The 12,449-nt window shown below is 49.9% G+C and carries 9 protein-coding genes; 6 read left to right on the top strand and 3 right to left on the bottom strand.

Annotated elements, in window-relative coordinates; translation table 11 throughout:
• Positions 1-10 precede the first annotated feature (10 nt).
• Together ACO0LI_RS00080 and ACO0LI_RS00075 are read left to right on the top strand one after the other, a co-directional pair.
• Positions 11-334: a rhodanese-like domain-containing protein gene (locus tag ACO0LI_RS00080; protein WP_423029975.1), complete on the top strand. Its 324-nt coding sequence runs from the start codon at positions 11-13 to the stop codon at positions 332-334.
• Positions 335-357: 23 nt separating this feature from the next.
• Entirely contained in the window at positions 358-1,683 is a 1,326-nt protein-coding gene (locus ACO0LI_RS00075) for a TolC family outer membrane protein (RefSeq protein ID WP_423029973.1), read from the top strand.
• A gap of 81 nt (positions 1,684-1,764) precedes the next feature.
• Here the strand turns inward: ACO0LI_RS00075 and ACO0LI_RS00070 are convergent, their stop codons facing one another.
• The 3 genes from ACO0LI_RS00070 to ACO0LI_RS00060 form a co-directional block, all read right to left on the bottom strand.
• On the bottom strand, positions 1,765-2,631 hold the full coding sequence (locus tag ACO0LI_RS00070) for a metal-dependent hydrolase (RefSeq protein WP_423029971.1): 867 nt from the start codon (positions 2,629-2,631) through the stop codon (positions 1,765-1,767).
• Positions 2,632-2,715: 84 nt separating this feature from the next.
• Positions 2,716-3,513, bottom strand: a complete 798-nt coding sequence (locus ACO0LI_RS00065; protein WP_423029969.1) for a helix-turn-helix domain-containing protein — start codon at positions 3,511-3,513, stop codon at positions 2,716-2,718.
• Between the two features lie 198 nt (positions 3,514-3,711).
• Positions 3,712-5,811, bottom strand: coding sequence for a TonB-dependent receptor plug domain-containing protein (locus tag ACO0LI_RS00060; RefSeq protein WP_423029967.1), 2,100 nt, complete (start codon positions 5,809-5,811; stop codon positions 3,712-3,714).
• Positions 5,812-6,175: 364 nt separating this feature from the next.
• Between ACO0LI_RS00060 and ACO0LI_RS00055 the strand changes: the two genes are divergently transcribed.
• The 4 genes from ACO0LI_RS00055 to ACO0LI_RS00040 all read left to right on the top strand — a co-directional run bounded on the left by ACO0LI_RS00055 (position 6,176) and on the right by ACO0LI_RS00040 (position 12,442).
• Entirely contained in the window at positions 6,176-6,568 is a 393-nt protein-coding gene (locus ACO0LI_RS00055; protein WP_423029965.1) for a hypothetical protein, read from the top strand.
• 77 nt (positions 6,569-6,645) lie between these two features.
• Positions 6,646-7,512: a PhzF family phenazine biosynthesis protein gene (locus ACO0LI_RS00050; RefSeq protein WP_423029963.1), complete on the top strand. Its 867-nt coding sequence runs from the start codon at positions 6,646-6,648 to the stop codon at positions 7,510-7,512.
• Between the two features lie 539 nt (positions 7,513-8,051).
• Positions 8,052-10,850 (top strand): TonB-dependent receptor, encoded by a 2,799-nt coding sequence (locus ACO0LI_RS00045; RefSeq protein ID WP_423029961.1) that lies wholly within the window; start codon positions 8,052-8,054, stop codon positions 10,848-10,850.
• 83 nt (positions 10,851-10,933) lie between these two features.
• On the top strand, positions 10,934-12,442 hold the full coding sequence (locus ACO0LI_RS00040) for a tryptophan halogenase family protein (protein WP_423029959.1): 1,509 nt from the start codon (positions 10,934-10,936) through the stop codon (positions 12,440-12,442).
• The last annotated feature ends 7 nt before the right edge of the window (positions 12,443-12,449 follow it).

Raw genomic sequence — 12,449 nt, 5'->3', positions numbered from 1 at the left:
GAGACATGTCATGCAAAACATTACTGCAACAGAGCTGGCGCAATGGTTAGACGATAGTAGTAGAAAAGCCCCGGTTTTACTCGATGTACGGGAACCTTGGGAGCATGAGACTTGTCATATCCCCGGTGTGCAACTGATGCCTATGCAGACAGTGCCAGCCCGTTTTCAAGAACTGGAACCGGACGATGTGATTGTATGCATCTGCCATCACGGCGGGCGCAGTATGCAGGTAGCAAATTTTTTAGAGCGTCAGGGTTTTACCCAAACAATTAATCTGACTGGTGGTGTGCATGCATGGGCACAACAAGTCGATACGGGTATGCCCACTTATTAATTTACTTTTTTTCGGAGCCTTACATGCGTAATCCTATTCTTGCCACACTGCTGGCCTCAGCTTTCTTGACCTTGAATGCAAATGCAACTGATTTGCTGCAAATTTACAAGGATGCTCTGGCAAATGATGCGCAGTACGCAAGTGCCCGTGCCAGCTTGACTGCGGCACAGGAAAAACCTGTGCAAGGCCGCGCAGGTCTGTTACCCGGTATCGCTCTGAAAGGCAGTGACGGCAAAGCACGCACTGAAGCAGAAAATGACATCGTCAGTGGTAGTCGCTCATTTACTGGTGTCACCAATACCTGGACACTTGGATTGTCGCAACCCCTGTTCAACTGGGGTAACTGGCAGGTCTATGAACAAAGTAAATTGTCACTGCTGATCAGCCAGGCCCAGTTTGAGCAGGCAAAACAAGATCTGGTTATCCGGGTAGCCCAGGCATATTTCGATGTACTGGCCGCACAAGATACCCTCGAGACCCTGCGTGCACAAAAAAGCGCCATCTCTGAACAACTGGCTTCTGCCAAACGCAATTTTGAAGTTGGCACGTCCACCATTACTGATACGCACGAAGCGCAAGCCCGTTACGATCTGGTGACTGCGCAGGAATATGCGGGTCAAAGTGATTTGCAGGTCAAGCGCGCTGCCTTGCAACAAATCATCGCCAAAGAAGCTGGTGAGCTGGCACAATTGAGAACAGGCGTTAAACTCAATGAACCACAACCGGCAGTAATTGATCAATGGGTGACTTCTGCTGAACAGCAAAATTTCAATGTCGTGGCTTCACAAGTCGCGATTGAAGTTGCCAAGCGTGAAGTTGAAAGAAACCGTGCCGGTCATTATCCTACCGTTGATCTGGTCGCCAGTACTGGCCGTACATCCAATGCCGGCGCCACTAATCCTAATCTGACTGGTGTTAACAAGACTACCCAGATCGGTGTGCAATGGAATATCCCTATCTTCGCAGGTTTTTCTGTTGATAGCCGTGTCAAAGAAGCGGTTGCCCTGCAAGAAAAAGCGCGCAATGATTTTGAAACTACCCGTCGCTCAGCAGCGCAGGGGGCACGCCAGGCTTTTGTTGGCGTAACTTCTGGTCTGGCGCAGGTCAAGGCTTATGAAGCTGCAGAAATTTCCAGCCAGTCAGCACTGGAATCCAATAAGCTTGGTTATCAGGTTGGCGTGCGTATCAATATCGACGTATTGAATGCACAGCAGCAGTTGTACACCACACGTCAGACTCTGGCGAAAGCACGCTATGACACTATCCTGAATGGCCTGCGTTTGAAATCAGCCGCCGGCACTTTGAAGGAAGATGATCTGGCAGAAGTGAATGCCTTGTTGCAGCACTAAGCTATTCTTCTGGATTCATCCTTGAAATAAAAAGCCCGCTGAATATATATTCAGCGGGCTTTTTATTTGTGCTTATGCTTTTCAGGTTTGTGCGGGTTTGCCTATCTCGCGATATGTATTGCTTTGCTCTTCCAGCCATTGCTGGGTCAGGTGCAGGTTCTTGCGTTCCCAGGGTTGAAAACCAGGTTTGAAATAAGCGAGCACATGTGGCAGCGAAAACCATAACAGGCCGCGCGGGCGCAGACAATATTTGAGTGCTTGCCACCAGGTCTTTGGCTTGAATAACTGGCCATCCTTGTACAGGCAATGCATGGTCTGCACAGCAGTATCAACATTGAACAGCATGCTCACATACAGGAACCAGGCGATGCGCCGGAAATAACCACCACCTAATGCATGATAGGTATCAATGGCCACGGATTTGTGTTCGGTCTCTTCTATCGAGTGCCAGGTCCACAGGCTCTTCAGCGGTTCTTCCGCATCACCTATCCAGCAGGGTTCACTCAAAGCACCATCGGCAAAAATGGCAGTGAAATGTTCATAGGCCATGGTGATGGCAAGGTTACTCTTGATGCTGAGCATGGCTGCCGTGCGTATGCGCCAGGCCACATAGCCTTCCAGGAAATAACTCAAGCCTTGGGCATCAAGTTGTTGATTATATTGCATGTGAATATGACGGTGGCTGGCTTCCTGGCCGATGAAGCCTTTGATTTCCTCTTTTAATTGTTCGTCCTTGAGCATAGGCAGAGCCGCCTTGACACTGTCGATGAAGTATTGCTCACCCAAAGGAAAACTGTAGGACTGGGCATTGTATAAATGGGTACGGAAGGCATCGCCTCCCAGCCAGTGGCGTGAAAAACCCTGGGATAAATCAATTTTCAATTGACGTACTTGCAGTGGCTTTCGAGGACTATTTGGGCTGTTTTCTTGCGGGCTCATATTCATCATGTTTCTCATGTTGGTCATGAAAAACAGTCTAAATAATCAGTCGTATCTGTAATTGTATCAAGGCGTCAAATTTGTACCGGCCCGTCAATCGATCAATAAAAAAAGTTTATTGAAATCGTCATCCGGCATCAGATAAATCCAGTATGCAGGATCGCGGGCGCTGATTTTTTGCCTGAGCTGCGCCGGTGGGATGCCTGCCAGCTCTACATATTCCCTGTGCATGTGGGCCTGATCGTAGTAACCGGTATCCTGAGCAATCTGGGTCAGGTCTCCCCAGGCGACATCTGGCCTGATAATGTGGGGCAGGGAAAAACCAAACCTGACGATGCGCCTGACATCACGCAGGGTGACGCCAAAATTCTCGCGTACCCGGCGCTCCAGTTGTCTTTGCCCTATGCCAAAATATTCTGATATTTCAAGCAGCGGGAAGAATATCTTCTTGTGTGCCGCCAGAAATGCCGCGCCTATGCTGCTCCTGGGTTTGTGATCAAGTACATCAAGCAAAAACTGTTGAAATAAATCCACGATGGCTTTGCCATCTTCTACTTTGTCCAGCCCTTGCAGGAAGTTTTGAGTGCGCTCGGGACAAACCAGATCCTGAAAAGGCAGGGCACTACCGGCAATACTGGCAACGTTGATGCCCATGGCTTGTTGCAGCATGCCAGGACGGAAACATACCGACAAGCTCATGGTTCCAGGAGCGTAGCGCACACGTGCAGGCTCCATGAAGGGGCCACGCAAAAAAAAGCGTTCAGCGACGAATTCGCTTTGATCTGCCCCGATGACGGTTGCGCCGCCACGGGCGAACAGCATGATGGAGGGGCACAAGGTAGCAGGCAAAAATACTTCGCAGGCATCCAGCTCCACTAGCATGATATGCATGATTAATGGAGACAGCCTGGGGTGTGAGGGAAAAACCTGGTATTTAATAGGAGTATGCAAGGCGGTCCGGATAGTCGTCTGGTACTTGTTCAGGCGTTATTTTACCCAAAGCCCGCACTCCGCTGCTATTTCATGCAGATGAAAAGCAGAGAACCCCATCATCTGCTGATGCTGCATGCTGGGGGTGGAGCCTGGCAATCACATTTTATACATGACTTGCAGGAAGAAATTGCGTTTTGGCAGCGGTATGTCATTGGTAATACTGCCTGGCGCAAAACTGGGTTCGCGCGCATCGACATTCATCAGGTTGCGGATACTGCCAGATACTTCCCAGGCGCCGGTATTGGTACGCAGGCTGATGTCAATCAATTTGTAATCTGCCACCGGTGGGCGCAGATCGCCAACGGTGCGCTTGCGTCCTGCCACCCAGTTGAATTGCGGGCTCAATAACCAGTCTGGCGCAAATTGCCAGTCAGCGCGGGCAAAGACATGGTGGTGTGGCGCGTATCCTGCATCCTGATTGGTGACCTGATCAGTATTGACCTGGTAGCTGTAGTTGCCGCTCACCCGCAACTGACGGCTGGCTTGCCAGTTCAATTCGGTTTCCATGCCATGTCCTTCCTGGCTGTTGGTATTGGCATAGGAGCTGCCTGTGCCTTTGATCGCATTGGGCACGGTACGTATCAGGTTTTTCATCCTGAACTGGAAGATATTAAGCTTTGCCTGCAAGTCATTGCGTGCTTGCCAGATCAGGGCGGCTTCCAGGGTCTTGATGCTTTCGGGTTGTATGGACGGGTTGCCGCGTTGTGCAGGATTATTGATGCTGTAAAGCTCGTTAAAAGACGGCGCACGGAAAGCCTGGCCATACAAGAGCTTGGCAGTCAGGTTATACGCCGCTTCCCACACCAGCGCTACACGTGGGTTGGTGGTGCTGCCGACATCAGAAAAATTATCATGCCTGATACCCGCAGTCAGGTTCCAGTCTGGCGCGAATTGCCATTCATCCTGAGCATACACATAATCTACCTTACGGCGGTGCGGCTCCAGAAATGCCAGTGCACCCGTGTAAGTTTGTACCGCACCCGCAGGTTGCGGCAAGCCTGCCGGAGTGATCAGGAAATTTTTGAATTCATAGGTGTCATACATGTTGAGGTCATCGTGGCCGACACCGACACGTAGCTGGTGGTCAGGCCAGCCTGAATACACGGCATAGGCAGAAGCACGTAATTGCCGCTCTGAAGTATTGGGTGCGCCTATGATCCCGTCAGGGAAATTACCAGTAGGGAAAGTCACTCCTGGCGGATACAAAACCAGGGGTGAAGGCAGGCGTTGCAGGTACTGCGAATAACTCATATTGAAACCCAGCCCCCAGTCCTGGCCAATATGATTATCGCTCCAGGACAAATCTGATGTGAGACGCTGGCTTTTTAATTTACCGCTAGGGTCAAGTGCCGAAGAAGTACCCGTCCCCGTACCTATGTTATCGCGCAGGATGAAATTGCTGCGCCAGCGCCATTTTTCATAACTCAGGTCAAGGTGGGCATCCACTGCATCATGACCATTATTCAAGGGGCCAGGAGCCAAGCTGGCATGTGTGCCAAATACCCGGTCCAGGCCGGTTTGCGCATCAGCTGTGATGACTTCTGCACTGCCTGCGCTTTTGCCTATCCGAAAATAAGCGGCGACATCGACACTGCCCAGTTTGCCGCCATGCTGTATCCAGACATCGCGGGTGGAAAATGAGCCGGTATTAATACCAAATTCCGTGCCCTGTATTTCTGCAGCGGTTTTGGTGATGATATTGATGACGCCACTGTAGGCATCTGCACCATATAAAGCTGAACCAGGCCCGCGTATGATTTCTATGCGGGAGATATGCTGCAAGGGGTAACTGCCCCACAGGCGCGACCTGTTCCCAGTCAGCAGAACAGTCATTGGTACGCCATTTTGCAATACCAGGATTTGCGAATTGAGTTCATTGATGATGCCCCGCAATACATAGGCAGAAAAATTGTTGGCACCGATTTTTTCTGCATGCATGCCTGCCACGGTTTCCATGACCTGATCGAGATCAGTCGCACCCATGGCGCGAATATCGGCGGCGGTGATGACACTGGTAACGGCGGGTGCCAGCCGCAGCGACTTTTGGCTGCCCGTGGCGATAGTGACGGTCAGTTTATCGCCATAGACGGCCTTGAGGTCGTCATCTTCTTCGGTATTGTCTGCAGCGGCATGTGCTGCCAGTGAAAAAGACAAAAGCAGGGCGCTCAGCATGGCTGTATGTGGTGGCAACTGCATCATTCCTCCCGGAGCAGACATTGCTTGAATGCACTCATCATAAATCCGCCAGCGCAGACTGTCACCGGTTTCTGCAGCAGCTTGCTGAAAGTAGCAATGCTTAACAAGTCTGAAGACATGCAGTGTGGCGGGAATGCCGCATTCTCGCTGATCCAGAGACAGGATTATATTTAATGCATGACTTGCAGATAGACCGTCCTGAGTGCTATCGGCAGGCTATCAAGCCAGGCAAACTTAAATCTTCAAAAACAACGCCGTTTTACAACGGCTGCAAGAAATCGCAGAAATCCGGGTGGTATGATGTTCCTTTAATGCGCTGACTTTTTGTCAGTATTTGCTTTCTCTTTTTTTGGTTTGACAGATCATGTTAATCACTATCTTTTTGGCTGCCAGTTTGCTGGTACTGGCAGGTTCTTATAGTCTGTGCAGCAACCTGTATCTGTTGTTCTCAGGCGTGCGTCCAAAAAACTGGCAAAAACATTTTTACCTTTGTTTGTTGGCTGGACTGTTGTTTGGTCTGGCCTCGTGGCTGGGCACTTTCTGGATGCTGCTGCCTTATCCCAATATAGCGGGTGATGGCTGGTTCGCTGGTTTCCCGTATGTAGCGGTATATATAGACGATACTGCTTATCACTACCAATTTGGTTTCACCAAAGCCAGCGTGATTGCCAATGGCGTGTTCTGGTTTTTGTTGCCGATGACAGGCCTGCATTTATACGCCAGATACTGGCAACGTCAACAAAAGAAAACTGGCTGAGAATTTGCCTGGCGTCAAAGTTTTTTTGCCTATACTGGTGAGATGGTTCTGAACCAGGGCTGACCAGGGAGTAAAAAATGAAAAAACAAGTTTTCCCATTTACCATGGTGGATGTCTTTGCCAAACAAACACTGGCAGGCAACGGCCTCAGTGTCTTCGTGCTTGAGCAAACCTTGTCTGCTTACATGATGCAGGCAATGACGCGCGAAATGCGCCAGTTCGAGAGTATCTTCCTGCAAAAGCTGGAAGGGCAGCACAGATGGCGCACCCATATTTTCACCATGGAAGAAGAACTGGGCTTTGCCGGTCATCCCATCATCGGTGCGGCAGCATGCCTGCATCAGCTTTACCAGCCGGACAGCAAGACTGCGGAATTTGAATTTGTCCTGAATGAACGCAGTGTATTTGCCAGCAGCAAACAAGAGAATAGCCATTTTTTTGCTGAAATGAATCAGGGCAAAGCCAGTTTTGGCGAACCCTTGAGCACAAGTGTCGCTGAAAATTTCTTGAAGGCCCTGAACCTGCATGCACATGACCAGGTAGCGGATTTGCCACTGCAAGTGGTATCGACAGGCCTGCCCTATCTGATCGTGCCTATACAACAACACCTCGACAAAGCGCGTATCTGCCATGAAAAGTTTGAAGCGCTGCTAGCCAGCGCGGGTGCAAAATTTGTTTATGTGCTGGATGTACAGCGCCGCGAAGGGCGTACCTGGGACAATGAAGGCAAGGTTGAAGATATCGCGACTGGCAGTGCGGTCGGCCCTGCCGGTGCCTATATGGTCAGGCATCAGCGCGCCCAGGCTGGTGATACGCAAATTTTTGCCCAGGGCGCCTATGTGCACAGACCGAGTGAATTGCATGTGAATGTGAGTGCCGAAGATGAAACCGTGCTGGTACATGGGCAAGTTTGTCTGGTCGCCAAGGGTGAGCTCTACGTATAAAGCCGTGAGTCCTGCATGGCCGATACAGCGGTAAAAAATTTCCCCGAATTGCGGTGGCGTTCATGGCTTGCCCCTTTTTAAACGATCACTGCGCGATTTGGCATGATAAATTCAGTTTCCCCTATGTTCGTCCTTCTGATCTGAACATCGCTTTGGAGTCACTCTGGCCTTGCTTTTGGCTTGCTTGTTTTTGCGTGAATCTTGGATCTTGCTGGCCCTCGCAGCTGAATTTACATGCCAAATTTTTAAAATTCTATAAGTAGTCCAATTACATAAAGTAGTCTAACTACATTGCTCTCTTGCCCGCTTGTGGGGCATACGCAACACATTTCAGTGCACAGGGCTAGACTTGCTATAGAGGCCTTATATGGTGCACGTATTTTGTTTGTAGTTTTTTGTAGTCTTCGTTTGACATTGAATCTAGTTTTAGTACAAAATTCATCTCGGAACCTTGGGTTCTGATTGCCAGGCTGGGATGTTGGGTTTCTGTCTGGTGACTCAAAGAGTGCAAGTCAAATAAAAGTGTGAGGGGACATTACATGAAACAAGCTACGCAAAAGCGTCGGCAGGGCGAAGCTCTGCACCGTTTTTCTTTTAAATTGAGTCCAGTCGCGGCTGGATGTGCGGTATTGATCTTTGGCATGACCGACATCGCTACTGCACAAGAAGCAACTGGTACTACCGTGGTCGTGACAGGCATCCGCAAGGGTATAGAAGAAGCCATCTCGATCAAGAGAAATTCCAATTCCATTGTCGAAGCAATTTCTGCTGAAGACATCGGCAAACTGCCTGATGCCAGCGTAGCAGAATCGATCGCCCGTTTGCCTGGTGTGACCGCACAGCGCAGCCGTTCATCAGGCAAGGCGGCAGATGTCAGCGTGCGCGGCTTGTCCCCAAGTTTTAATGGTTCCCTGTTGAATGGCCGTGAACAGGCTTCTACAGGCAATGCCCGCAGCCCGGAGTTTGATTTGTTCCCGGCTGAACTCATGGGTTCCGTATTGATCTACAAAACGCCAGACGCAGCGCTGGTTGGTCAGGGGCTGGCAGCGACGATAGATTTGAATACACTCAAGCCACTAGATTTTGGCAAGCGTGTACTGGCAGCCAGCTATCGCAAACAACGCACCGGCGTACAATCAGGCTCCGAAGAGGGCACAGGCGACCGCGCATCATTCTCTTATGTGGATCAGTTTGCCAACCGTACTCTGGGCGTGTCTTTGGGCTTGACCAAGTTCAAGGAAGACGGCGGCGGCCAGCAAAAGTTTGATTCATGGGGTGGCTTTGCGCCAACAGTAGATTATAACGGCGCCAAAGTAGTTGCACCGGGTGGTTTTAAATCTGACACTGAAGTCAGCAAGAGTAACCGCGACGGCGCTTCTCTGACTTTGCAATACAAGCCAAATAAAAACTTCAAATCTTCTGTAGACGTATTTTATTCTGCCGGTTCTAGCAGCCTGAAGAAAACCGGTCTGGAAGGTGCAATTGCCGGTTCAGCCGGTGGCTATGATCCAGACGGCGTACTCAGCAATGCAACCATCGTCAACGGTGTTGCGACTGCAGGTACTTTCAGTAACTATAAAGGTGTAGTTCGCAATCACAAAGAAAGCGCTGACGACAAACTGACGTCGATAGGCTGGAACAGTGAAATGAAACTCGATGAGTGGACGGCAGTAGCCGATTTATCTTATTCGAAAGCCGTCAAACATATCAAACGTTATGAAACCACGGCTGGTCAGCCTGGTGATGTAACGCCACTGGGTTCGATTTCTTATACCGGTTTTAATGGCGGTAATTTTGCAGACGTGAAGTATTCCACCAGCCTGAATTATTCTGACCGCAATGTCTCCAGACTGACTGACGTCGATGGCTGGGGTGGTGGTCCAAATACACCGCAAGCCGGCTATGTTGCTTTGCCAGATATTAATGACAAGGTCAACAGCATACGCCTGAGCGCCAAGCGTGACCTGAATTTTGGTCCTGTGGTAGCGGCGCAGTTTGGCCTTAACTATACTGAGCGCGATAAAGCCCGTACTGGCCAGGAAGGACGTCTGGTCGTTAAAGGCGGCGGTGGCTATGCTTCTGCAGCGGTACCAGGCAGTGCAGTGGCAACTGCGGGCACAGTTGGTTTGCCAGTAGCCTCTTTTGACCCTGATGGTTCTTTGGGCCCGATTTATGAACTGGCGCGCTGGGTTGATGCATCCGTGCTCGCAAAAGACTGGACCGTCAATGAAAAAGTAACGACCGCCTACGCAATGGGTGATCTCGATGGTCAGGTAATGGGTTTGAATTACCGTGGTAACTTTGGTGGTCAATTCATCCACACTAACCAGCGCTCGACTGGTAATCAGGTTGATCTGGCCAAGTGCACGGGTATCACTGTAGATACTTGCCCATTCAAGACTGCCACTGGTGGCAAGTCTTATTCTGATTTTTTGCCTAGTCTGAATGTCTCTTTTGATCTGGGTAAAGAACAGTTCTTGCGTGTAGGTCTGGCAAAAGTTTTGTCACGCGCAAACATGGATGATTTGCGTGCCAGCCAGGAATTTGGCGTCAAGACTGGCGGTGCTTTCCCTATCATTACAGGCAGCGGTGGTAATGCTGAACTCAAGCCTTTCAGCGCCAAGGCTTTTGATTTGTCGTATGAAAAATATTTCGGCAAGAAGGGTTATTTTAGCGTTGCTGGTTTCTATAAGCAGCTTGATACTTATATCTATCGTGCACCACGTACTTTCGACTTTAAGCCTTTTGTAAGTGCAAGCACGCCTTTGCCTCTGAGTGGTCCATATCAAGGTTCTACGGTTGGTTTGCTGACGACACCACAAAATGGTGAGGGCGGTAATATTCATGGCTTTGAAGTTGCCCTGAATATTCCATTCTCCATGATCACTCCAGTGCTGGATGGTTTTGGTGTCATGGTGAATCACTCTGATACCTCAAGCCAGATTACCTTGCCAGCGTTTGGTTTCGGCACTTCAAATATCAGTGCGCAAAATATTCCTTTGCCAGGCCTCTCCAAGCGTGTCAGCAATCTGCGTCTGTACTATGAAAAAAATGGCTTCCAGATTGCTGTTGCAGGCCGCAAACGTTCTGATTTCCTGGGCCAGATCAGCGACTTCCAGGACAATCAGCAATTGACTTTCATCAAGGGTGAAACTATCGTTGATTTTCAGGTCTCGTATGAATTCCAGACTGGTTACCTGAAAGGTCTATCATTGCTGGCGCAAGCGAATAACTGGAACAATGCACCGTTCCAGCAATATGACACTGATCCAAACAAGATCACAGATAAAACTGTATATGGCAGGACTTATCTGTTTGGCCTGAACTATAAGTTCTAAGATCGTAAACAGGTTCTAAGCTGAACTGCAAGCAGCCCCTGTCAGCGCAAGCTCACGGGGGCTAGTTTTTTTGTGGAGACAACATGCAAAATACAATTATAAAAAACGTGGTGATTGTAGGTGGTGGTACTGCCGGCTGGATGACAGCAACGGCGCTAGCGACCGTGCTGCAAGGGCAATACCGGATACGGGTAGTGGAGTCGGATGAAATTGGTATTGTTGGTGTCGGTGAAGCCACCATACCGATGATACAAAGATTTAACCAGGTAGTCGGTATCGACGAAAATGAATTCTTGCGCGAGACGCAAGGTACTTTCAAGCTGGCGATAGAATTTGTTAACTGGGGCAAGCAGGGCGAGCGCTATATGCATGGCTTTGGTACTATCGGCCAGGATTTTGGCAGTGTGCGCTTTGACCAGTACTGGCAAAAAATGCGCAAGCTGGGCAAGGCTGACGAGTTGGCGGCGTATTCCATTACCCGCATGATGTGCAAGGCAAATAAATTCATGCCGGCCCGTTACGATGTGCAGAATTCACCGCTGAACCAGATTGCCCATGCCTATCATTTTGATGCCAGCCTATATGCGCGTTACTTGCGAAAAATCGCCGAGTCGCGCGGTGTCGTGCGTACTGAAGGCAAGATAGTCTCGGTCAGCCAGCGCGCAGATGATGGTTTTGTCGATGCCATCGTTCTGGAAAATGGTGAACGCATAGACGGTGATTTATTCATTGATTGTTCCGGCTTCCGTGGCTTGCTGATAGAGCAGACCTTGCAGACAGGTTATGAGGACTGGTCGCACTGGTTGCCATGCGACAGGGCGCAGGCCGTGCCTTGTGAATCTGAGCCAGAACTGCTGCCCTATACCCGCGCCACTGCGCACCGCGCTGGCTGGCAATGGCGCATCCCCTTGCAACACCGCATAGGCAATGGCCATGTGTATTGCAGCCAGTATGTCAGTGATGACGAAGCGGCTTCCGTGTTGTTGTCGAATCTTGATGGCAAGCCGCTGGCTGATCCGCGCGTCATCAAATTCAAAACTGGCATGCGCAATAAAACCTGGAACAAGAATGTAGTGGCGATAGGCTTGTCCAGTGGTTTTCTTGAGCCACTGGAATCAACCAGTATCCACCTCATACAATCGGCCATTGCGCGCCTGATTGACTTCTTCCCTGACCGTAGTTTCAATGCTGTCGATATCGCAGAATACAATCGTCAATCGCGCTTTGAATATGAGCGCATCCGTGACTTCGTGATCTTGCATTACAAACTCAATCAGCGTGATGATTCCACTTTCTGGAAAGCCTGTGCTGACATGCCTGTGCCGGATAGTCTGCAACATAAAATCGACTTGTTCCGCGCCAGCGGCCGCTTGCTGCGCGTTGATAATGAATTGTTTGCCGAGGTCGGTTGGCTGCAGGTTTTTGAAGGACAAAATTTAATTCCTGAAAGCCTCAATCCTCTGGTAAATTTGCAGACCGAAGCGGACACCATGGAATATCTCGATAGTGTGCGTGAGGTAGTGCAGAAATGCGTGGCCATCATGCCAGGACATGCTGCCTATATTGCCCAGCATTGCAAGGCCAGAAGCTGAGCCAGTG

Origin of the sequence: Undibacterium sp. Tian12W, assembly GCF_049339405.1 — a bacterium.
Taxonomy (GTDB): domain Bacteria; phylum Pseudomonadota; class Gammaproteobacteria; order Burkholderiales; family Burkholderiaceae_D; genus Undibacterium.
The sequence above is the reverse complement of the archived record's forward strand: the minus strand, read 5'-3'. Positions and strand labels throughout refer to the sequence as shown.